Below are 20,006 nucleotides of genomic sequence, written 5' to 3' on the forward strand. Positions count from 1 at the left end.
TCAGGGCTCCAGCGTTGCGTCATGGGTTCGGTGGGCGGGCATGTCGTCTTCGAGCAGCGGCGCCAGCAGCGGCGGCAGCCCGGCCACCACGTGCCCGATGTTCTGCGCCGTGGTGGTCTCGCCGAGCGACAGGCGCACGGCCGCCAGCGCCTCGTCGCGCGGCACGCCCATCGCCGCCAGCACGTGCGACGGCTCGCTGCCGCCGGACGAGCAGGCGGCGCCCGAGGAAGCGGCCACGCCCAGCTGCCCGAGCCGCTGCAGCACCACCTCGGCCGGCAGCCGGCCGAAGCGCAGGTAGCTGGTGCCGGGCAGGCGCGGCGCCTGCGCCGAGAACACGTGCACGGCCGGCAGCGCGCGCCGCAGGCCCTGCTCCAGCATGTCGCGCAGCGCGGCCTGCCGCGCCGCCTCGCGCGCCAGGTCGTGCTGCGCATCGCCCAGGCGCGCCAGCGCCGCGGCGAAGCCGGCGATGGCGGGCAGGTTCTCGGTGCCACCGCGGCGGTGCCGCTCCTGGCTGCCGAACAACTGCGGCACGATCGCGCAGCCCTGGCGCAGCAGCAGCGCGCCGGCGCCCTTGGGCCCGCGCAGCTTGTGCGCGGAAAGCGAGACCGCGTCGACGCCGAGCGCGGTGAAATCGAAGGGCAGCTTGCCGGCCAGTTGCGTGGCGTCGACGTGCATGCGCGCGCCGGCGGCGCGGGCCAGCTCGCGCACCGCGGCCACCGGCATCAGCACGCCGGTTTCGTTGTTGGCGGCCATCAGCGAGACCAGCGCCACGCCGGGGCCGATCAGCCGGGCCGCGCTGTCGAGGTCGAGCGTGCCGTCGGCGTGCACGGCGATGAAGTCCACCGCGATGCCGCGCGCGGCCAGCGCGTGCGCCAGGCGCAGCTGGCCGGCGTGCTCCACCGCGCCGAACACCAGCCGCCCGCGCCCGCCGGCGGCCGCGTGCAGCCCCAGCACGGCGAGGTGGCCGGCCTCGGTGGCGCCGCTGGTGAAGATCAGCTCGGCCGGCTTGCAGCCGAGCGCGCGCGCGGCGGTGGCGCGCGCCGCCGCCAGCGCGCGCCGGGCCTCCTCGCCGGGCGCGTGCTGCGACGACGGGTTGGCCCAGGCGCCGCTCAGCGCGGACAGCATGGCCTGCGCCACGGCAGGCGCCGGCGGCGTGGTCGCGTTGTGGTCGAGGTAGATCATCGGGCTCCGCCTGTTTCGCGTTTTTCGCTGCTTGCGCGTCTTGCGCTGCTTGCGCTTTCCGCGCTCGTTCCGTTCCGTGCGCCGGTTCCGTGCCGCCGGCGGTGGCCGCTGCGCCGTTTCATGGCCAGTACACGCGCTCGGCATCGACGCACAGCGCGTCCAGCAGCGGGGCCAGCTCGGCGCTACGCTGGCGCAGCACCCAGCACCGCGCCGCGTGGTCGCGCGCGTGCAGGCACCACTGCCCCTCGCCATCGCGCGCCAGCCAGGCGATGTCGATCAGCCCGCCCGCGGCATCCACGTTGCGCGAGCAGCACGGGCTTTCGATGCGCAGGCCCTGCGCCTCGCGCAGCACGCGCGGCCGCACGTAGCGGTAGCGCGCGCGCTGGCGCAGGGCGCGCTCGACGCGGTAGCGGGTCAGGTCCAGCACGCCGCCCTCGCCGCTGTCACTGCCGACGCCGCGGCCTCCCGCGTCGGCGTCCCGCGGCGCGCGCCCGGCGGACGTCATGCCGCCGCTCCGCCCTGGGGCAGCAGCCCGGCGGGCGCGGGCGCGATCTCGTCCTCGGTGCAGCCGACCACGCAGCCGCCGAACTCCACCAGGTAGACCGGCTCGCCGCTTTCCACCACCTGCCCGACGTTGACGATCTCGCCCACGCTGCCGGCCTCGGCCAGGCATTCGCCATCGGCGCGGCCCGGGTAGCTGCCGTCGTTGCGGAGGTCGTCGAGCGCGATCACGCGCATGCCCCATGAGTAGGCCGCGGGGGCCGCCAGCATATTCATGATGTCCGCTCCCGCGCCGCGCCGGCGCCCTCGCCGGTATCCGCGCCCATCGCGCGCAGCGCCCCGGCGCGCTCGCCCAGGCGCGCCAGCACGTCCTCGGGCAGGTTGTCGAGCGTGCACAGTTCCTTGGCGCGCATGCCGACGCGATGGCCGCTCTCGACGAAGTCCACCGCGTAGATGTAGAACTGCTGCAGGAAGGTGTTGATGGCGGTGACGTAGCCGATCTCGCCGCGCGCCACCAGCACCTCGCCGATGTCCTTGCCGTTGTAGGTGCCGTCGTTGCGGATCACCGAGCGCGCGATCACGCGCTCGCCGTAGTGGAAGCGCGGCGGGAAGGCGACCTCGATCAGGTCGTCGTCGCGGTTGATGTCAGACATGGAGCGCTCCTTGCCGGCTGCCGGCGGTGGGAACGGACGCCGGGACGGACGCGGGCGCCGCCATGCGGCGCTCCCGCACCGCGCGGCGCACCTCGGGATCGGGATCGTCGGCCAGCGCCGCGAGCGCGGCGCGTTCGGCGCGCTGCGCCACTTCCCAGCGCACGCGCCAGTCGGCGTCGCCCGCCATGCCGGCCAGCAGCGCCGGCGGCAGGCGCTGCACCACGATGCGCCTGACCTCGGCTTCCGGGTCGCGCGCCAGGCGCCACAGCGCCGGCATTTCCAGGCGCTGGGCCACGCGCATGCGCACGCTGCGCTCGGCGTCGGCGGCCATCGTCGGCAGCAGGGCCGGCGGCAGGCGCCGCGCCACCAGCTCGCGCACGCCGTAGTCGGGGTCGTAGCGCAGCGCCGCGAGGTCGGGCGGCGCCAGGCGCAGCGCCACGCGCATGCGCACCTCGCGGTGCGGGTCCGCGGCGAGCCGGCGCAGCTGCGCCAGCGGCAGCCGCAGCGCCGCCTGCAGGCGCACGGTCTCGTCGGGATCGGCGGCCAGCGCCGGCAGGCGGAAGACGTCGGCGTGGCGCGCGGCGATGGCGCGCACCTCGAAGTACGGGTGCGCGAGCTGCGCGTTGCCCTGCTCGGGATGCCAGCGGAAGAAGCGGTCGATGCGGCGCGCGTAGGCGTCCTGCATGCAGGCGTGGCCCGGCTCGCAGCCGCGCTGGTCCGGCAGGCCGCGCAGCGCGGCGTATTCGCAGCCGGCGCAGTCCACCGGGCCGCCCCGCCAGTGCCGCGCGGGAATGTCCCCGGCGGGCGGGCGCACCGCATCGATGGCATCCATGTCCGCGCTCCGCGTTCAGGACGCCCGCGGCGGTGCCGGCGGCCGGCCGCGGCCGATCGCGCCGACCTCGATGCGCGCCACGCCGGGCTCCGCCGCCGCCGAGCTGCCGCAGCCGCACGCGCCCTGCGCGGGATTGAAGAAGGTCAGCCCCGACTGCGTGGGCGTGTCGGCGAAGTCGATGGTCACGCCGTCGAGCATCAGCCGGCTGGCCGCCGGCAGGAACAGGCGCAGGCCGTCGGCCTCGAGCACCTGCTCGCCGGGCTGCGGCGCCGGCTCCGCGCTGAATTCCGCGTTGTAGCCCGAGCAGCCGCCCGCGCTCACGAGCAGGCGGAAGCCGGCGCCGGCCGGCAGCCCCGAGAAACGCACGATGCGGCGCATGAACTTGTCCGCGGCGGGGGTGATGGTGAGGTTGGGCAGCATGGTTCGGCTTCTCTCCTGGGTAGTGGGCGGCCCGGCTTCAGGCCGGGACGATGCAGCCGTCCACCGGGCACACCGCGACGCATTGCGGATCGTCGTAGTGCCCCTCGCATTCGGTGCATTTCTTGGGGTCGATGACAAAGATGCCGCCCTTCTCGCGGATGGCGACGTTGGGGCATTCGGGCTCGCAGGCCGAGCAGCCGGTGCAGGTCGAAGCGATGATCTTGAGGGACATGATGACTCTCTTCTGTGTTTTCTCTTGTGTGGGGAATGGCTGGCGGCGTCAGGCCACCTCGGCAGCGCCCGCGGTGTAGGCGCCCTGCCGGATCGCGGCGTCGCCGCGGTCCCGGTGCGCGACCGCGCCGCTGGCCACGCGGCCGCGGTAGTCGTCGAACCAGGCCAGCGCCGCCTTCTCGATGAACTCGCCGACGTACTGGTCCACCGGCTCGATGCCGGCCTGGGCCAGCTCGTCCTTCGGGCAGGCGCCGATCTTGGCCACCAGCACCGCGTGGCAGTCGTTGATGGCGCGCACCACCGAGGGCAGCTGCTCGTCGTCGCCGTAGCCGCCCTGGCAGTACAGGTCCACGCGCCGGTGGCCGACGAACAGCGCCTCGCTGGCCGACACCTCGAAGATCTGGAATTCCGTGACGTGGCCGAAATGCTCGTTGACGCGGCCGCCGCCCTTGGTGGCCACCGCCACCAGCACCTTGAGCGGATCGGCGGCATCGAGCGCCCGCGCCGCGGCCAGCGCCTCTTCCTTGGCGGCGTGCTGGGCCTGGCGCTCGGCCTCGACCCGGCTCTGGTACTCGCGCCGGCGGTCGAGGTCGTAGACCACTTCCATCTGCTCGATCTTGTCGAGCGTGAATTCCTCGCTACGGTCCTCGCCCAGCAGGCCGACCGCGTCGGCGCGGCACTGGCGGCAGTGGCGCATCAGGTTGGCGCCGCCCATGCAGGCGTCCTGCACCGCCTTGAGCTCCTGCGCGCTCGGCCCGCGCTGGCCGTTGAGGCCGAAGTAGGTGCCGTGCTCGGGCTCGGAGATCAGCGGCATGATGTTGTGCAGGAACGCGCCGCGCTTCTTGACCTCGCGGTTCACCTCGATCAGGTGCTCGTCGTTGATGCCGGGGATCAGCACCGAGTTGATCTTGGTCAGCACGCCGCGCGCGGTCAGCATCTCGAGGCCCTTCATCTGCTGCTCGTGCAGGATGCGGGCCGCCTCGTAGCCGGTGACGCGCTTGTGCTCCCAGAAGATCCACGGGTAGATCTTCTCGCCCACGGCGGGATCGACCATGTTGATGGTGATGGTGACGTGGTCGATGTTGTACGTGCAGATCTCGTCCACCAGCTCGGGCAGCGCCAGGCCGTTGGTGGAGATGCACAGCTTGATGTCGGGCGCCTGCTCCTGCAGCATGCGGAAGGTGTCGAAGGTCTTCTTCGGGTTGGCCAGCGAGTCGCCGGGGCCGGCGATGCCGAGCACCGTCATCTGCGGGATCTCGCTCGCCACCGCGACCACCTTCTTGACGGCCTGCTCGGGCGTGAGCTTCTGCGAGACCACGCCCGGGCGCGATTCGTTGGAGCAGTCGTACTTGCGGTTGCAGTAGTTGCACTGGATGTTGCAGGCGGGCGCCACCGCGACGTGCATGCGCGCGTAGTGGTGATGCGCTTCCTCGGAGTAGCACGGGTGGTTCTTCACCTTTTCCCAGATCTCCGCCGGCATGTCGTCGGGGCCGCCCGAGGAACCGCAACTGGCCTTGCCCTCGCCGCCCTGCGTGCCGCAGCCGCCGCCGGCGGCGGGCACGTCGCCCTTGGCGCCGAGGGGGCGGATCTGGCCGATGCCGATGTAGGTGGTGGCGGGCATGGCGCCGGCATTCGAGCTCGCTTGCATGGAAATCTCTCCTCGCCACCGACCACGGTCGCGTGCAAGCGTTAAAGCCAAATCCATGCCACCCGGCAAGATGCTTTCCGATCAAGGACTTAGCGGCATCCGCGGGGATTTTGTCGCAACCCCGCGGGCGCCGCGCACCGACAGTCCGGCCCGATTCTGTCGGTCTTGCGACAAAGCGCACACGGCGACGCCGGCCATTGTGGTGGCGTCGATGGTGGCGCAAGCGGGGAAGAAGAGAAGGGGGAGGACGGAACGCGGGGAAGCGGAAAAAAACGGGAGAGCGGCGCGCCGCGCGCGCGCCGCCCTGGTCAGAACCTGCGCACCTCGATGCCGTATTTCTGCAGCGCGTAGCCCATCTGCCGCGGCGTGATCTTGAGCAGCCGCGCGGCCTTGGCCTGCACCCAGCCGCAGCGTTCCATCGCCCACATCAGCCGCTCGCGCTCGCCTTCCGGCTTGCCGTCGCAGGGCGCCGCCGCCTGCGGGTCGGGCGGGCTCTCGCCGGGCACGCCGGGCACGCCGGCGGGCCAGCCCGGCGGCATGGCGGCGCCGTCGGCGCCCGCGTGCTGCGGCTCCGCCATCGGCACCTCGGTGATGGGGATGCCGGCCAGGCTGCCGGGGCGCACCGCGTCCTCGCGCTCGAGGTGATGCAGCACCTTGGTCAGGCAGCGGTCCTCCTGGCACAGGAACGCCAGGCGGTTGATCACGCCGTCGTGCGTCATGGTGGCGGTGCGCTCGACGCAGTTCTCCAGCTCGCGCACGTTGCCGGGCCAGTAGCAGCTGGTCAGCACGCGCATGGCCTCGGCGCTGAAGCGGATCGCGCGCCCGTTGTCGCGGTTGAAGCGGTCGAGGAAGTGCTGCGCCATCGCCGGGATGTCCTCGCGGCGCTCGCGCAGCGGCGGCAACTGGATGCTGACCACGTTGATGCGGTAATAGAGATCGGCGCGGAACTCGCCGGACTTGACCATGCGCTCGAGGTTGCGGTTGGTGGCGAGGATCAGGCGCACGTCGACCTTCACCGCGGTGCCGCCGCCGACGCGCTCGAACTCGCGCTCCTGCAGCACGCGCAGCAGCTTGGCCTGGAACGAGGCCGAGATGTCGCCGATCTCGTCGAGGAACAGCGTGCCGCCGTGCGCCAGTTCGAACCGTCCCTTGCGCTGTCCCTGCGCGCCGGTGAACGCCCCCTTCTCGTGGCCGAACAGCTCGCTCTCCAGCAGCGACTCGGTCAGCGCGGCGCAGTTCACGCAGACGAAGGCCTCGCCGCTGCGCGGCGACAGGTTGTGGATGGCGCGCGCGATGACTTCCTTGCCGGTGCCGCTCTCCCCGCGCAGCAGCACCGTGGTGCGCGCCGGCGCCACCTGCCGCACCTGGCCGAACACCTCCTGCATCGGCGCCGACACGCCCACCACCTGGTCGAGCTGGTGGCGCGGCTTGATGACCTTCTGCATGCGCCGCACCTCGGCCTGCATGTTGTCGTGCGCCGCGCTCACGCTGCGGTGGAGCAGTAGCGCCTGTCCCATCAGCGTGGCGACGATCTTCATCAGGTGGAGGTCGTCGGTGAAGGTGCGCAGGCCGCCGGGATTGAGGCAGTCGACGGCGAGCACGCCGAGCATGCGCCGGTCGGCCTGGATCGGCATCGCCAGCATGGCGATGCAGGCGCCCGGCATCAGGTCGGCGCCGCCGGTGCGGTTGAGGAACAGCGGCTCGTCGCGCACATCGCGCACGATGGCCGGCACGCCGCTGCCGTAGACCCGCCCGACGATGCCCTCGCCCACCTTGAAGCGCAGGCGCTGCTGCTCGTCGTAGGACATGCCGGCGGCGCACAGGCCGCGCAGCTGCCCTTCGGGCTCGCCAAGCACCACGAAGGCGCGCCGCCAGTCCACCGCGTGCAAAAGATAATTCAGCGCCTCGCGGAAGGTCTTGGTGACGTCCAGCGACGAAACCAGCGTCTTGCTGACCTCGTAGACGGCATCCAGCTCGCGGCGAGCTTCTGTTGCCTGTGTTTTCAGCATGGTTCCCCCCGTTGCGGGCGATGCCACGCTCGTTCGAGCCTGCGGCACAGCGTGAGGACGGACTATTGGAATGAGAAAAATCACGCAAGATTCATGCCGCGATTCCGTCCCCAACACGGAGCACGCGCGCCCCGCGCGCCACCCGCACAAATCCGACAAACGGGACAACCGCCGCCGCGCGGCAGCGGCCGCGCTCCGACAAAAACAACAGCCGCCGCCGCCGGGCCGGCCCATGCGGCGCAAAAAAGCCAGTGGCATGGAAGTTGCGGAAATGCCGCTGCCTGGCAGCCACTGCCACCCCCACACATTCCAGGAGCCAGCCATGCCGGACCTCCACCGCGACCGCGCCTTCCCCCGTCATGGCCGGCCCGTCTATCTCGACTACGCGGCCACCACGCCGGTGGACCCGCGCGTGGCGCGGCGCATGATCCCGTACCTGACCGAGCTGTACGGCAACGCCGCCAGCCGCTCGCACGCCTACGGGTGGGCGGCGGAGGAAGCGGTGGAGCTGGCGCGCGAGCAGGTGTGCGCGCTGATCAATGCCGATCCGCGCGAGATCGCCTGGACTTCCGGCGCCACCGAATCCAACAACCTCGCCATCAAGGGCGCGGCGCGCTTCCACCGCGCCCGCGGCAACCACCTGGTGACGCTGGCCACCGAGCACAAGGCGGTGCTCGACACCATGCGCGAACTCGAGCGCGAGGGCTTCGCGGTCACGGTGCTGCCGGTGCTGGCGAGCGGCCTGGTGGACCCGGACGTGTTCGCGGCCGCGCTCACGCACGGCACCGTGCTGGCGTCCGTGATGCTGGTCAACAACGAGACCGGCGTCATCCAGGACATCGCCGCGCTGGGCGCGCTGTGCCGCGCGCGCGGCGTGCTGCTCCACGTCGACGCGGCGCAGGCGGCGGGCAAGGTGCCGATCGACCTGGCCGAGCTGCCGGTCGACCTGATGTCGCTGTCGGCGCACAAGCTGTACGGGCCGAAGGGCATCGGCGCGCTGTACGTGCGGCGCCGCCCGCGCGTGCGCATCGAATGCCAGATGCACGGCGGCGGCCACGAGCGCGGCCTGCGCTCCGGCACGCTGCCCACGCACCAGATCGTGGGCATGGGCGAGGCGTTCTGGCTGGCGCGCGAGAGCATGGCGTCCGACAACGCGCGCATCCGCGCGCTGCGCGAGCGGCTGTGGGCCGGCCTGTCGCGCATGGAGGCGGTGGCGCTCAACGGCGACGCCGAACGGCGCGCGCCGCACTATCTCAACGCCAGCTTCAGCTACGTCGAGGGCGAGTCGCTGCTGATGGGCATCAAGGACGTGGCGGTCTCGTCGGGATCGGCCTGCACCTCGGCCAGCCTGGAGCCCAGCTACGTGCTGCGCGCGATGGGCCGCAGCGACGAGCTGGCGCACAGCTCGGTGCGCTTCTCGCTCGGGCGCTTCACCACCGCCGAGGAGATCGACTTCACCATCGCGCGCATCGCGCAGGTGGTGGCCCGGCTGCGCGACATGAGCCCGCTGTGGGACATGGCGCGCGCCGGCGTGGACCTGAGCACGATCCAGTGGGCCGCGCACTGATTTCCCGGCCTTCCCGGCTTTCCCCATCCTTCACCAACCACGCGGAGCACCTCATGGCATACGGCGACAAGGTCATGGACCACTACGAGAATCCCCGCAACGTCGGCGCCTTCGACGCCGATGCCGAAGGCGTCGGCACCGGCATGGTCGGCGCGCCGGCCTGCGGCGACGTGATGCGGCTGCAGATCCGCGTCAACAGCGCGGGCGTCATCGAGGACGCGAAGTTCAAGACCTACGGCTGCGGCTCGGCGATCGCCTCGAGCTCGCTCGTGACCGAATGGGTGCGCGGGCGCACGCTGGACGAGGCGCTGGCCATCAAGAACACGCAGATCGCCGAGGAACTGGCGCTGCCGCCGGTCAAGATCCACTGCTCGATCCTGGCCGAGGACGCCATCAAGGCGGCGGTGGCGGACTTCCGCGCGCGCCACGCCGCGGCCGACCCCGCCTGAATCCCCGAATCCCCGAATCGCTGAACTCCCCGCCCCCCTGAACCCGCGCTTCGCCCCGGCCGGCACGCAACCGACTCCGGCAAAGAAACTGGAAATGGAAACCGACATGGAAACGCAAACCTCGACCCACGCACTCCCCGGCGCGCCCGCTGCGCCCGAAGCACCCAACGCGATGCCCGGCCTGCTGGACTTCACCCCGCAGGCGGCCGCCAAGGTGGCCGCGCTGATCGAGGAGGAAGGCAATCCCGGCCTCAAGCTGCGGCTGTACGTCACCGGCGGCGGCTGCTCGGGCTTCCAGTACGGCTTCGCCTTCGACGACCAGGTCGGCGACGACGACACGCAGATCGTCACCGCGGGCGTGGCGCTGCTGGTCGACGCGATGAGCCAGCAATACCTGCTCGGCGCGCGCGTCGACTACGAGGACGGGCTGGAAGGCTCGCGCTTCGTCATCCACAACCCCAACGCCCAGAGCACCTGCGGCTGCGGCAGCTCGTTCTCGGTGTGAGGCGGCCATGACGATCTCGCTCACCCCCGCCGCCGCCCGCCACGTCGAGAAGTCGCTGCGCAAGCGCGGCAGCGGCATCGGGCTGCGCCTCGCGGTCAAGACCAGCGGCTGCTCGGGCTTCGCCTACGCGCTGGAGTTCGTCGATGCCGCCAATGCCGAGGACCAGTGCTTCGAGAGCCTCGGCGTGACGGTGGTGGTCGACCCGCGCAGCCTGGTCATGCTGGACGGCACCGAGCTCGACTTCGTGCGCGAGGGCCTCAACGAGGGCTTCAAGTTCCACAACCCGAACGCCACCGCGAACTGCGGCTGCGGCGAGAGCTTCGCGGTCTGACGCGAAGCGGCGCCAAGGCTCACTGGACAAGGAATACCGGCTCATGGCTCTACTGCAGATCGCCGAACCCGGCCAGAGCACGGCGCCCCACCAGCGCCGGCTCGCCGCGGGCATCGACCTGGGCACCACCAACTCGCTGGTGGCCACGGTGCGCAGCGCGCAGGCGCAGGTGCTGCCGGACGAGCACGGCGAATGCCTGCTGCCGTCGGTGGCGCGCTACCTGCCGGACGGCGGCGTGGAGGTCGGCCGGCAGGCGCAGGCGCGCGCGGCCGACGACCCGCTCAACACCATCGTCTCGGTCAAGCGCTTCATGGGCCGCTGCCTGGCGGACCTCGGGGATGCCGCCGCGCTGCCGTTCCGGCTGGTCGACCAGCCCGGCATGGTGGGGCTGGCCACCGCGGCCGGCGAGCGCTCGCCGGTGCAGGTCAGCGCCGACATCCTGCGCGTGCTGCGCGGGCGCGCCGAGCAGTCGCTGGGCGGCGAGCTCGCCGGCGTGGTGATCACCGTGCCGGCCTACTTCGACGACGCGCAGCGCCAGGCCACCAAGGACGCCGCGCGCATCGCCGGCCTGCCGGTGCTGCGGCTGCTCAACGAGCCGACCGCGGCGGCCATCGCCTACGGGCTGGACCGCGCGGCCGAGGGCACCTTCGCGGTCTACGACCTCGGCGGCGGCACCTTCGACATTTCCGTGCTGCGCCTGTCGCGGGGCGTGTTCGAGGTGCTGGCCACCGGCGGCGACGCCGCGCTCGGCGGCGACGACTACGACGCCGCGCTGACCGGCTGGTTCCTGCGCAAGACCGGCCGCGCGGCGCAGTCCGCGGCGGACAAGGCCGCGCTGCGGCGCGCCGCGCGCGCCTGCAAGGAAGCGCTGTCGGCGCGCGCCGCCGCACCGTTCCGGGTCAGCCTGGGCGGCGCGGAGCTGCATCTCGACGTCGACCGCGGCGACTTCGAGGCGGCCACCGCCGCGCTGACCGCGCGCACCGTCGCCGCCGCGCGGCGCGCGCTGCGCGACGCCGGGCTGGCGGCGCAGGACGTCGATGGCGTCGTGCTGGTCGGCGGCTCGACCCGCATGCCGCAGATCCGCGCGGCCGTGACCGCGTTCTTCGGCCGCGAGCCGCTCACCGACCTCGACCCCGACCAGGTGGTGGCGCTCGGCGCGGCGATGCAGGCCGACGTGCTGGCCGGCAACGGCGGCGCCGACGAGTGGCTGCTGCTCGACGTCTGCCCGCTGTCGCTCGGCATCGAGACCGTGGGCGGGCTGGTCGAGAAGATCATCCCGCGCAACTCCACGCTGCCCACCGCGCGCGCGCAGGAGTTCACCACCTTCAAGGACGGCCAGACCGCGATGTCGATCCACGTGGTGCAGGGCGAGCGCGAGACCATCGCCGACTGCCGCTCGCTGGCGCGCTTCGAGCTGCGCGGCATCCCGCCGGCGGTGGCCGGCGCCGCGCGCATCCGCGTCGGCTTCCAGATCGACGCCGACGGCCTGCTGGCGGTGACGGCGCGCGAGCAGGCCAGCGGCGTGCAGGCGCACGTCGAGATCAAGCCGTCGTACGGGCTCACCGACCTGCAGGTCGCCGACATGCTGCGCGAAGCCATCGGCAGCGCGCAGGCGGACATGCAGCTGCGCATGCTGCGCGAGGCGCAGGTCGACGCGCGGCGCGTGCTGGACGCCACCGAGTCGGCCCTCAAGGCCGATGGCGCGCTGCTGTCGCCGGCCGAGCACGGCGAGGTCAGGCGCGCGCTGTTCGCGGTCGCGGAGGCGCTCGAAACGCAGGCGCCGGCCGCGGACCTCAAGCGCCTCGCCGCCGCGCTCGGCACCGCCACCGAAGCGTTCGCCGCGCGCCGCATGAACGCCTCGATCCGCAAGGCGCTCGCCGGGCGCACCGTGGACAGTCTGGACTGAACAGGTGGCGCCCATGCCCCGCGTGCACGTACTGCCTCATCCCGAACTCTGCCCCGACGGGCTGGACATCCAGGCCCGGCGCGGCGCCTCGCTGTGCGAAAGCCTGCTGGCCTCGGGCATCGCGCTCGAGCATGCCTGCGAGATGGTGGGCGCGTGCGCCACCTGCCACGTCCACGTGCGCGCCGGCGGCGCCGGCCTGCCACCGCCCGACGACGAGGAGAGCGACCAGCTCGACCACGCCTGGGGCCTGGACGCGCAGTCGCGCCTGGCCTGCTGCGTGAAACTGCGCGACGCGGACCTGACCGTGGAACTGCCGCTGCATACGCGCAATCACGCGCGGGAGCGCTGACGGATCCGAACGATCAGTGGTTTGCTCCCCTCTCCCATGCAATGGGAGAGGGGAGCAAACCGCCGGCCATTGAGATGCCACGGCAAACCGAGCTCCCGCGCCAGCCTCCCCAACCACCCCGCTGTCAGAAACGGAACATTCGCGACACGCGCCGCGCGTGCCGCGCCGCCGGCTGGCCGGCAACGTTCGCCAGCACCGTTTTTTTGTCGCGTTTGCGCATGGCACACCCCTTGCAAAGAAGAGCGGGAACGGACCAAGGACCCCTGCCATGTCGAACCCCATCATCAACGACACCACGCTGCGCGACGGCGAGCAGACCGCCGGCGTGGCCTTCACGGTTGACGAGAAATGCGCGATCGCCGCGGCGCTGTCGCGAGCCGGCGTGCCCGAGATGGAGATCGGCATCCCGGCGATGGGCGAGGAGGAGATCGCCTGCATCCAGGCCATCACCGACCTGCAGCTCGATGCCGAGCTGATGGTCTGGGGCCGCCTGACCGACACCGACCTCGCGGCGGCGCTGCGCTGCCGGCCCGACATCGTCCACCTGTCGATCCCGGTCTCCGACATCCACCTGCAGTACAAGCTGCGCCAGCCGCGCGCGTGGGTGCTGGCGCAGATCACGCGCGTGCTCGGCGCGGCGGTGAAAAGCGGGCGCAAGGTGTCGCTGGGCGCGGAGGACGCGTCGCGCGCCGACCCGGCCTTCCTCGCCGACGTGGCGCGCCACGCGCAGCAGTGCGGCGCGCAGCGCATCCGCTTCGCCGACACGCTGGGCGTGCTCGATCCCTTCTCCACCTACGAGGCCATCGCGCGGCTGCGCGACGCGGTCGACATGGAAATCGAGATCCACGCGCACAACGACCTCGGCATGGCCACCGCCAACACGCTGTCCGCGCTGCGCGCCGGCGCGACCCACGCGAACACCACCGTCAACGGCCTGGGCGAGCGCGCCGGCAATGCCGCGCTGGAGGAAGTGGTGATGGCGGTGCGCCATCTGCACGGCCGCGACACCGGCGTGGACACCACCGCGCTGCTGGGCATCTCCCGGCTGGTGGCGCTGGCCTCGGGCCGACCGGTGGCGCTCAACAAGAGCATCGTCGGCGGCGGGGTGTTTACGCACGAGTCCGGCATCCACACCGACGGGCTGGCCAAGAACGCCTCCACCTACGAGAGCTTCGACCCCGCCGAGCTCGGCCGCCAGCGCAGCGTGGTGCTGGGCAAGCATTCGGGCTCGCAGGGCGTGCGCCAGGCCTACGAGGCGCTCGGCGTGGTGCTCGACGACGCGCTGGTCGGCCCGCTGCTGACCCGCATCCGCAACCACGCGATGCAGTACAAGCAGACCCCCAGCGCCGCCGACCTGCGCCGCTTCCTGTTCGAGGCGGTCGAGACCGCGGGGGAGCTGCCGTGAGCGGCGGGGACTGCGCCGTGGCCATCGCGCCGGACGCCGCCGTGCCCCCGCCGCCGTGGCACCGGCTGCTGCGCGCCGACGCGCGCTGCGTGCTGGAGCGCGACCCGGCCGCGCGCAGCCTGGTGGAGGTCTGGACCATCTACCCCGGCGTGCAGGCGCTCGCGCTGCACCGCGTGGCGCACGCGCTGTGGCGGCGCGGCTGGCGCTACCTGCCGCGCTGGCTGTCGTTCGTGGCGCGCCTGTTCACGCATATCGACATCCATCCGGCGGCGCGCATCGGCGAGCGCTTCTTCATCGACCACGGCGTGGGCGTGGTGATCGGCGAGACCGCGGAGATCGGCAACGACGTCACGCTTTATCACGGCGTCACGCTGGGCGGCACGAGCTGGCACCCGGGCAAGCGCCACCCGACCCTGGGCGACCACGTGGTGGTCGGCGCCGGCGCCTCGGTGCTGGGGCCGATCACGGTCGGCAGCCATGCGCGCATCGCGGCCAACTCGGTGGTGATCGACGCGGTGCCGGAGCACGCCACGGTGGTCGGCATTCCCGGGCGCGTGGTGGCGCGGCGGCGCCAGCGCGCCGCCCACGGCTTCGACCTCGACCACCACCTGATTCCCGATCCGGTGGGCAAGGCCATCGCCTGCCTGCTGGAGCGCGTCGCGGTGCTGGAGCAGCAGGCCGGCGCGGCGCCGCGGGCGGACCCCGGCAAGGGCTGCGAGGCCTGCGAAGACCGCTGTGCCGAACCGGCGTTCGACCAGCCCCGTTCCGAAACCCTCAACTGAGGATGCGCATCATGGAAAACCTGACCCAGCAGCTCAAGGCCCTGTCCTCGGCCGAAGACTTCCTGCAGTTCTTCGGAGTGTCGTTCGACCAGAAGATCGTCAACGTCAGCCGGCTTCACATCCTGAAGCGGTTCTTCCAGTACATCCGCCAGCAGACCGAGCTGCCCGCCGACGACGAGCTGGCGCTGTTCACCTCGTACCGCGCGCTGCTGGAAAAGGCCTACGGCGACTTCGTGGTCTCCACGCCGGCGCGCGAAAAGGTGTTCAAGGTGTTCCAGGACGTCGACGGGCAGCAGCACGTCTCGCTCGACAGCGTGCGCGCCGCGCTGCCCGCGCGCGCCGTGGCCTGACGCGAAGGAGCATCGCCATGCATATCGTCGTCTGTATCAAGCAGGTGCCGGACTCCGCGCAGATCCGCGTCCACCCCGTCACCAACACCATCATGCGCCAGGGCGTGCCGGCCATCGTCAACCCGTACGACCTGTTCTCGCTGGAAGAGGCGCTGCGGCTCAAGGACCGCTTCGGCGGCAAGGTGACCATGCTGTGCATGGGCCCGCCGCAGGCCGAGGACGCGCTGCGCAAGTGCATCGGCTACGGCGCGGACGATGCCGTGCTGGTCACCGACCGCGCCTTCGCCGGCGCCGACACGCTGGCCACCTCCTACGCGCTGGCCGCCGGCGTGCGGCAGATCGCGCGCGAGCAGGCGGTGGACATCGTCTTCACCGGCAAGCAGACCATCGACGGCGACACCGCGCAGGTCGGCCCCGGCATCGCCAAGCGCATGGGGCTGCAGTTGCTGACCTACGTGTCGCGCATCGTCGAGACCGACCTGGAGCAGCGCACCATCACCGTCGAGCGGCGCGCCGAGGGCGGCGTGCAGGTGCTCAAGACCGCGCTGCCGTGCCTGATCACCATGCTGGAGAACACCAACGAGCTGCGCTTCGCCACGCTGCCGGCGATGATCCACGCGGCCGGCTATCCGGTGCGCAAGTGGAACAAGGAGCAGGCCGGCATCGAGGACCTGGGCAAGATCGGCCTGAAGGGCTCGCCCACGGTGGTCAGCAAGGTGTTCGGCCCGACCCCGCGCAGCGAGAAGGCCGAGATGCTGGCGCTGGAAACCTCCAGCCTGCGCGACGTGTCGCTCAACCTGCTGCAGAAGATCTTCACCCGCCATCCGACCCTGGAGGCGGACCTGCTGATGAAGGAGGCACCATGAACGCCCCGACTCCCGCCGCCACCCCCGCTACTCCCGCTACTCCCGCCGTGAAGAAGCCGGCCGGCCGCGCCGGCCGCAACCTGGAGCTGCCCGAGCACCTGAAGGCCTACAAGGGCGTGTGGGTCTTCCTCGAGCACGAGCGCGGACAGGTGCACACGGTCTCGTGGGAACTGCTGGGCGAGGCGCGCAAGCTGGCCGACACGCTCGGCAGCGCGGTCAGCGTGGTGGTGCTCGGCGGCCCCGCCGAGCCGCTCGAGCAGTTCGCCGCGCAGGCCTTCACCTACGGCGCCGACAAGGCCTACGTGGTGCACGACGCGGTGCTGCAGGGCTACCGCAACGAGCCCTTCACCAAGGGCCTGACCGACCTCGTCAACAAGTACCAGCCCGAGATCCTGCTGCTGGGCGCGACCTCGATGGGCCGCGACCTCGCGGGCTCGGTGGCCACCACGCTGCTCACCGGGCTGACCGCGGACTGCACCGAGCTCAACATCGATCCGGTCTCGCGCGCGCTGGCGGCGACGCGGCCGACCTTCGGCGGCTCGCTGCTGTGCACGATCATGACGCTGGCCTACCGCCCGCAGATGGCGACCGTGCGCCCGCGCGTGATGGCGATGCCGCAGGCCCAGGCCGGGCGCGGCGGCGAGATCGTGCAGGAAACGCTGGGCATGGTGGAGAGCGCCATCGTCACCAAGCTGCTCGACTTCATCGCCGACGCCAGCAGCAACAAGATCAACCTGCCCTACGCCGACGTCATCGTCAGCGGCGGCAAGGGCCTGAAAAACCCGGAGAACTTCAAGCTGGTGTTCGAGCTGGCGCGCGTGCTGGGCGGCGAGGTGGGCGCGACGCGGCCCTGCGTGCAGGCCGGCTGGGTCGAGGCCGAGCGCCAGGTCGGGCAGACCGGCAAGACGGTGCGGCCCAAGCTCTACATCGCCGCCGGCATCTCCGGCGCCATCCAGCACCGCGTGGGCATGGAGAGCGCGGACGTGATCGTGGCGATCAACACCGACCCCAACGCGCCGATCTTCGACTTCGCCCACTACGGCATCGTCGGCAACGCGCTGCAGGTGCTGCCGGCGCTGACGCAGGCGTTCGCCGAGCACCTGTCGCGCGGCGGCCGGCACGCCGCCTGAGGAGAGACATCATGAAGAAACCGTCCCAGTTCGACGCCATCGTGGTCGGCGCCGGGCCTTCCGGCAACGCCGCCGCCTACCTGATGGCCAAGGCCGGCCTGAAGGTTCTGCAGATCGAGCGCGGCGAATATCCGGGCAGCAAGAACGTGCAGGGCGCGATCCTCTACGCCCAGGCGCTGGAAGAGATCATTCCCGACTTCCGCGAGGACGCGCCGCTGGAGCGCCACATCATCGAGCAGCGGCTGTGGATGCTCGACGACAGCTCGTTCGTCGGCACCCACGTGCGCAGCGAGGACTACAACAAGCCGCCCTACAACCGCTACACCATCATCCGCGCGCAGTTCGACAAGTGGTTCAGCGGCAAGGTGCGCGAAGCCGGCGCGCTGCTGATCTGCGAGACCACGGTCAGGCACCTGATCCTGGACGGCGACCAGGTGGTCGGCGTGCAGTGCGACCGCGAGCAGGGCGACGTCTACGCCGACGTGGTGATCCTGGCCGACGGCGTGAACTCCACGCTCGCGCGCAAGGCCGGCTTCCACGGCGAGATCGAGGCCGGCAACGTGGCGCTGGCGGTCAAGGAAATCCTGTTCATGCCGGAGGAGACCATCCGCCAGCGCTTCAACGTCGGCGAGGAGGAAGGCGTGGTCATCGAGATGGTGGGCAAGATCACCGACGGCATGATGGGCACGGGCTTTCTCTACACCAACAAGGAGTCGCTCACCATCGGCGTGGGCTGCATGCTCGGCGACTTCAAGGCCAACCCGAACCGCACCAGCCCCTACGTGCTGCTCGAGCAGATGAAGCGCCACCCGTCGATCGCGCCGCTGATCGCCGGCGGCGAGATGAAGGAATACTGCGCGCACCTGATCCCGGAGGGCGGCTTCCATGCCATCCCGCAGGTCTACGGCCACGGCTGGATGATCGTGGGCGACTCGGGCGGCTTCGTCAACGCCGCGCACCGCGAAGGCTCGAACCTCGCCATGACCACCGGCCGCCTGGCCGCGCAGACGGTGATCCGGGCCAAGGCCGCGGGCAGCGGCTACCGCGCCGGCGCGCTGCGGGCCTACAAGGCGGCGCTGGACGACAGCTTCGTCATGAAGGACCTGCGCAAGTACCGCGACATGCCGCGCGTGCTGCACCAGAACCCGCAGTTCTTCACCACCTACCCCGAGCTGCTGGGGCGCGCCGCGCGCACCATGATCACGGTCGACGGCGTGGACAAGAAAACCAAGGAGCGCGAGATCCTGTCGAGCTTTCGCCGCACCCGTTCCCTCACCGGCCTGGTGGGCGACGCCTACAAACTCTGGAGGGCCTTCCGATGAGCGCAATCCCCGTCAACGTCGAGGAAAAACTGTTCCAGAACCGCTACCGCGTGGATGCGGGGCGGCCGCACATCCGCATCAAGGACGCGGACGTGTGCCTGAACGAGTGCGGCAGCAAGAGCTGCACCTTCGTCTGCCCCGCGTCCTGCTACAAGGCCGAGGGCAACGGCGCGGTGACGCTGATCACCGACGGCTGCCTCGAATGCGGCAGCTGCCGCATCCTCTGCACCGACCACCAGAACATCGAGTGGGACTACCCGCGCGGCGGCCACGGCATCCTGTTCAAGTTCGGCTGAAGGCGCGCGCACCATGCCCCGGCGCGCCGCCGTCGCGTCGCTGGCCGACGAGCACGCCGCGGCCGGCGGGGTGGCGGCGGTCGACCGCGCGCTGTGCCTGCTGTCGGCCTTCGGCGCCGACACGCCGGCGCTGACGCTGAGCGCGCTCGCGCAGCGCACGCGCCTGTACAAGAGCACCGCCCTGCGGCTGCTGGCCTCGCTGGAGCACGCGCAGCTCGTCACGCGGCTGGCCGACGGCCGCTACGCGCTGGGGCCCGGCGTGGCCAGGCTGCACACGGTCTACACGCAATCGTTCTCCTACGAGCCGCTGGTGATGCCGGTGCTGCGCCAGCTGGGCGCGGCAACGCGGGAAAGCGCGGCCTTCCACGTGCGCCAGGGGATGTACCGGCTGTGCCTGCACCGCGTCGACTCGCCGCAGCCGGTGCGGGACCATATCCGCGTGGGAGACCTGCTGCCGCTGGACCGCGGCGCGGGCGGGCGCGTGCTGCAGGCCTACGGCGGCGAGGACAGCGAGAACGACGCTGCGCTCGGCCGGTGCATCCGCCAGCGGCGGGTCGTCGTGCTCTGCGGCGACCGCGAGCCGGAACTCGCCGGCATCGCCGCGCCCGTCTTCGGCCCCGCCGGGCAGCTTGCCGGCACCATCACGCTGACCATGCCGCGCGAGCGGCTGCGCCCGGCCTGGGCGCTGGCGGTCAGGAGCGCGGCGCGCGCGCTCACCGGGCGGCTTGGCGGCAGGTTTCCGGCGCCGGGCGCCACCGCCGCGGGAAACGCGCTTGTGGACAGCGGCCGCGGCGTTTAAATTGGCAGGCGCGGGCCCGCGGGCGGCCATGACGGCCGGACCGCGCCGAAGCCAACGCTGCAAACCGAGGAGACCAACGTGCTGCTGAACGCCGAAGATTCCGTGCTGGTGCTGGTGGACCTGCAGGCGCGGCTGATGCCGGCCATCCATGACGGCGAGCGCGTGCTGCGGGAATGCGCGCGGCTCGCCCGCATCGCCGGCATGCTCGGCGTGCCGGTGATCGGCACCGAGCAGAGCCCGGCCAGCCTGGGCCAGAATCTCGCGGAGATCCGGCAACTGTGCGGGCTGACCGTGGCCAAGGATCATTTCGACGGCTGCGAGGACGGCCTCGCCGAGGCCCTGCCCGCCGGGCGCAAGACCGTGGCGATCGCCGGCTGCGAAGCCCATGTGTGCGTGCTGCAGACCGCGATGGGCCTGCTGCGGCGCGGCTACGGCGTGAGCCTCGTCACCGACGCGGCCGGCTCGCGCCAGCC

24 protein-coding genes are annotated in these 20,006 nt (G+C 71.6%); 15 read left to right on the forward strand and 9 right to left on the reverse strand.

All coding sequences use genetic code 11. From position 1 onward, the window contains the following. From K206_RS0109095 to nifA, 9 genes are all read right to left on the reverse strand, one after another. Positions 1–1,182: a cysteine desulfurase family protein gene (locus tag K206_RS0109095; protein WP_020202103.1), complete on the reverse strand. Its 1,182-nt coding sequence runs from the start codon at positions 1,180–1,182 to the stop codon at positions 1–3. A gap of 118 nt (positions 1,183–1,300) precedes the next feature. Then, positions 1,301–1,687, reverse strand: coding sequence for a hypothetical protein (locus K206_RS0109100; RefSeq protein WP_020202104.1), 387 nt, complete (start codon positions 1,685–1,687; stop codon positions 1,301–1,303). Then, positions 1,684–1,959, reverse strand: a complete 276-nt coding sequence (locus K206_RS0109105; protein ID WP_020423720.1) for a nitrogen fixation protein NifZ — start codon at positions 1,957–1,959, stop codon at positions 1,684–1,686. Before K206_RS0109105 ends, K206_RS0109100 begins: the two co-directional genes overlap by 4 nt. Next, positions 1,956–2,336 (reverse strand): nitrogen fixation protein NifZ, encoded by a 381-nt coding sequence (locus K206_RS0109110; protein ID WP_020202106.1) that lies wholly within the window; start codon positions 2,334–2,336, stop codon positions 1,956–1,958. The genes K206_RS0109105 and K206_RS0109110 overlap by 4 nt, the downstream gene beginning before the upstream one ends. Further along, positions 2,329–3,168: a 4Fe4S-binding leucine-rich repeat protein gene (locus K206_RS0109115; RefSeq protein ID WP_020202107.1), complete on the reverse strand. Its 840-nt coding sequence runs from the start codon at positions 3,166–3,168 to the stop codon at positions 2,329–2,331. The genes K206_RS0109110 and K206_RS0109115 overlap by 8 nt, the downstream gene beginning before the upstream one ends. A 15-nt stretch (positions 3,169–3,183) precedes the next feature. After that, positions 3,184–3,588 (reverse strand): iron-sulfur cluster assembly accessory protein, encoded by a 405-nt coding sequence (locus K206_RS0109120; RefSeq protein ID WP_020202108.1) that lies wholly within the window; start codon positions 3,586–3,588, stop codon positions 3,184–3,186. Positions 3,589–3,625: 37 nt separating this feature from the next. After that, a complete protein-coding gene (locus K206_RS0109125) occupies positions 3,626–3,820 on the reverse strand; it encodes a 4Fe-4S binding protein (protein WP_020202109.1) in 195 nt (64 codons plus the stop codon). A gap of 48 nt (positions 3,821–3,868) precedes the next feature. Next, positions 3,869–5,467, reverse strand: a complete 1,599-nt coding sequence (nifB, locus tag K206_RS0109130; protein ID WP_020202110.1) for a nitrogenase cofactor biosynthesis protein NifB — start codon at positions 5,465–5,467, stop codon at positions 3,869–3,871. 308 nt (positions 5,468–5,775) lie between these two features. Then, positions 5,776–7,476: a nif-specific transcriptional activator NifA gene (gene nifA, locus K206_RS0109135; protein ID WP_020202111.1), complete on the reverse strand. Its 1,701-nt coding sequence runs from the start codon at positions 7,474–7,476 to the stop codon at positions 5,776–5,778. A gap of 322 nt (positions 7,477–7,798) precedes the next feature. Here nifA and K206_RS0109140 point away from each other — a divergent pair, with 322 nt between their 5' ends. From K206_RS0109140 to K206_RS0109210, 15 genes are all read left to right on the forward strand, one after another. After that, entirely contained in the window at positions 7,799–9,043 is a 1,245-nt protein-coding gene (locus tag K206_RS0109140; protein ID WP_020202112.1) for an IscS subfamily cysteine desulfurase, read from the forward strand. Between the two features lie 53 nt (positions 9,044–9,096). After that, positions 9,097–9,492, forward strand: a complete 396-nt coding sequence (gene iscU / locus K206_RS0109145; protein ID WP_020202113.1) for a Fe-S cluster assembly scaffold IscU — start codon at positions 9,097–9,099, stop codon at positions 9,490–9,492. 172 nt (positions 9,493–9,664) lie between these two features. Continuing rightward, positions 9,665–9,997: an iron-sulfur cluster insertion protein ErpA gene (gene erpA / locus K206_RS0109150; RefSeq protein ID WP_052165828.1), complete on the forward strand. Its 333-nt coding sequence runs from the start codon at positions 9,665–9,667 to the stop codon at positions 9,995–9,997. A gap of 7 nt (positions 9,998–10,004) precedes the next feature. Then, positions 10,005–10,328, forward strand: a complete 324-nt coding sequence (gene iscA, locus K206_RS0109155) for an iron-sulfur cluster assembly protein IscA (protein WP_020202115.1) — start codon at positions 10,005–10,007, stop codon at positions 10,326–10,328. 43 nt (positions 10,329–10,371) lie between these two features. Continuing rightward, a complete protein-coding gene (gene hscA / locus K206_RS0109160) occupies positions 10,372–12,234 on the forward strand; it encodes a Fe-S protein assembly chaperone HscA (protein ID WP_020202116.1) in 1,863 nt (620 codons plus the stop codon). 13 nt (positions 12,235–12,247) lie between these two features. Beyond that, on the forward strand, positions 12,248–12,583 hold the full coding sequence (locus tag K206_RS0109165) for a 2Fe-2S iron-sulfur cluster-binding protein (protein ID WP_020202117.1): 336 nt from the start codon (positions 12,248–12,250) through the stop codon (positions 12,581–12,583). A 268-nt stretch (positions 12,584–12,851) separates the two neighbouring features. Continuing rightward, on the forward strand, positions 12,852–13,988 hold the full coding sequence (gene nifV, locus K206_RS0109170; RefSeq protein ID WP_020202118.1) for a homocitrate synthase: 1,137 nt from the start codon (positions 12,852–12,854) through the stop codon (positions 13,986–13,988). After that, complete coding sequence (gene cysE, locus K206_RS0109175) at positions 13,985–14,770, forward strand: serine O-acetyltransferase (RefSeq protein ID WP_020202119.1); 786 nt, start codon at positions 13,985–13,987, stop codon at positions 14,768–14,770. Before nifV ends, cysE begins: the two co-directional genes overlap by 4 nt. 11 nt (positions 14,771–14,781) lie before the next feature. Continuing rightward, the gene (gene nifW / locus K206_RS0109180) at positions 14,782–15,120 is read left to right on the forward strand and encodes a nitrogenase stabilizing/protective protein NifW (RefSeq protein ID WP_029043402.1); all 339 of its coding nucleotides are present in this window, start codon (positions 14,782–14,784) and stop codon (positions 15,118–15,120) included. A 17-nt stretch (positions 15,121–15,137) separates the two neighbouring features. Beyond that, positions 15,138–15,986, forward strand: a complete 849-nt coding sequence (locus K206_RS0109185) for an electron transfer flavoprotein subunit beta/FixA family protein (RefSeq protein ID WP_020202121.1) — start codon at positions 15,138–15,140, stop codon at positions 15,984–15,986. Beyond that, positions 15,983–17,116, forward strand: coding sequence for an electron transfer flavoprotein subunit alpha/FixB family protein (locus K206_RS0109190; protein WP_029043403.1), 1,134 nt, complete (start codon positions 15,983–15,985; stop codon positions 17,114–17,116). The genes K206_RS0109185 and K206_RS0109190 overlap by 4 nt, the downstream gene beginning before the upstream one ends. An 11-nt stretch (positions 17,117–17,127) precedes the next feature. Continuing rightward, positions 17,128–18,438, forward strand: a complete 1,311-nt coding sequence (locus tag K206_RS0109195; protein ID WP_020202123.1) for an FAD-dependent monooxygenase — start codon at positions 17,128–17,130, stop codon at positions 18,436–18,438. Continuing rightward, positions 18,435–18,734 (forward strand): ferredoxin family protein, encoded by a 300-nt coding sequence (locus tag K206_RS0109200; protein WP_020202124.1) that lies wholly within the window; start codon positions 18,435–18,437, stop codon positions 18,732–18,734. Before K206_RS0109195 ends, K206_RS0109200 begins: the two co-directional genes overlap by 4 nt. Before the next feature lie 13 nt (positions 18,735–18,747). Next, positions 18,748–19,533, forward strand: coding sequence for an IclR family transcriptional regulator (locus K206_RS0109205; protein WP_020202125.1), 786 nt, complete (start codon positions 18,748–18,750; stop codon positions 19,531–19,533). Between the two features lie 78 nt (positions 19,534–19,611). Further along, positions 19,612–20,006, forward strand: a 395-nt coding sequence (locus K206_RS0109210; protein ID WP_020202126.1) for an isochorismatase family protein, incomplete at its 3' end; no start/stop codon positions are given.

Source organism: Cupriavidus sp. WS (assembly GCF_000395345.1).
Taxonomy (GTDB): Bacteria; Pseudomonadota; Gammaproteobacteria; order Burkholderiales; family Burkholderiaceae; genus Cupriavidus; species Cupriavidus basilensis_B.

Coding starts and splice junctions, on each gene's coding strand:
- K206_RS0109115 (WP_020202107.1), bottom strand. CDS start 3,168: ATGGATGCCATCGATGCGGTGCGCCCGCCCGCCGGGGACATTCCCGCG.
- iscU (WP_020202113.1), top strand. CDS start 9,097: ATGGCATACGGCGACAAGGTCATGGACCACTACGAGAATCCCCGCAAC.
- K206_RS0109120 (WP_020202108.1), bottom strand. CDS start 3,588: ATGCTGCCCAACCTCACCATCACCCCCGCCGCGGACAAGTTCATGCGC.
- K206_RS0109095 (WP_020202103.1), bottom strand. CDS start 1,182: ATGATCTACCTCGACCACAACGCGACCACGCCGCCGGCGCCTGCCGTG.
- nifV (WP_020202118.1), top strand. CDS start 12,852: ATGTCGAACCCCATCATCAACGACACCACGCTGCGCGACGGCGAGCAG.
- K206_RS0109195 (WP_020202123.1), top strand. CDS start 17,128: ATGAAGAAACCGTCCCAGTTCGACGCCATCGTGGTCGGCGCCGGGCCT.
- nifW (WP_029043402.1), top strand. CDS start 14,782: ATGGAAAACCTGACCCAGCAGCTCAAGGCCCTGTCCTCGGCCGAAGAC.
- K206_RS0109200 (WP_020202124.1), top strand. CDS start 18,435: ATGAGCGCAATCCCCGTCAACGTCGAGGAAAAACTGTTCCAGAACCGC.
- K206_RS0109105 (WP_020423720.1), bottom strand. CDS start 1,959: ATGAATATGCTGGCGGCCCCCGCGGCCTACTCATGGGGCATGCGCGTG.
- K206_RS0109185 (WP_020202121.1), top strand. CDS start 15,138: ATGCATATCGTCGTCTGTATCAAGCAGGTGCCGGACTCCGCGCAGATC.
- iscA (WP_020202115.1), top strand. CDS start 10,005: ATGACGATCTCGCTCACCCCCGCCGCCGCCCGCCACGTCGAGAAGTCG.
- erpA (WP_052165828.1), top strand. CDS start 9,665: ATGCCCGGCCTGCTGGACTTCACCCCGCAGGCGGCCGCCAAGGTGGCC.
- K206_RS0109100 (WP_020202104.1), bottom strand. CDS start 1,687: ATGACGTCCGCCGGGCGCGCGCCGCGGGACGCCGACGCGGGAGGCCGC.
- K206_RS0109110 (WP_020202106.1), bottom strand. CDS start 2,336: ATGTCTGACATCAACCGCGACGACGACCTGATCGAGGTCGCCTTCCCG.
- nifB (WP_020202110.1), bottom strand. CDS start 5,467: ATGCAAGCGAGCTCGAATGCCGGCGCCATGCCCGCCACCACCTACATC.
- K206_RS0109205 (WP_020202125.1), top strand. CDS start 18,748: ATGCCCCGGCGCGCCGCCGTCGCGTCGCTGGCCGACGAGCACGCCGCG.
- K206_RS0109190 (WP_029043403.1), top strand. CDS start 15,983: ATGAACGCCCCGACTCCCGCCGCCACCCCCGCTACTCCCGCTACTCCC.
- hscA (WP_020202116.1), top strand. CDS start 10,372: ATGGCTCTACTGCAGATCGCCGAACCCGGCCAGAGCACGGCGCCCCAC.
- K206_RS0109140 (WP_020202112.1), top strand. CDS start 7,799: ATGCCGGACCTCCACCGCGACCGCGCCTTCCCCCGTCATGGCCGGCCC.
- K206_RS0109165 (WP_020202117.1), top strand. CDS start 12,248: ATGCCCCGCGTGCACGTACTGCCTCATCCCGAACTCTGCCCCGACGGG.
- nifA (WP_020202111.1), bottom strand. CDS start 7,476: ATGCTGAAAACACAGGCAACAGAAGCTCGCCGCGAGCTGGATGCCGTC.
- K206_RS0109125 (WP_020202109.1), bottom strand. CDS start 3,820: ATGTCCCTCAAGATCATCGCTTCGACCTGCACCGGCTGCTCGGCCTGC.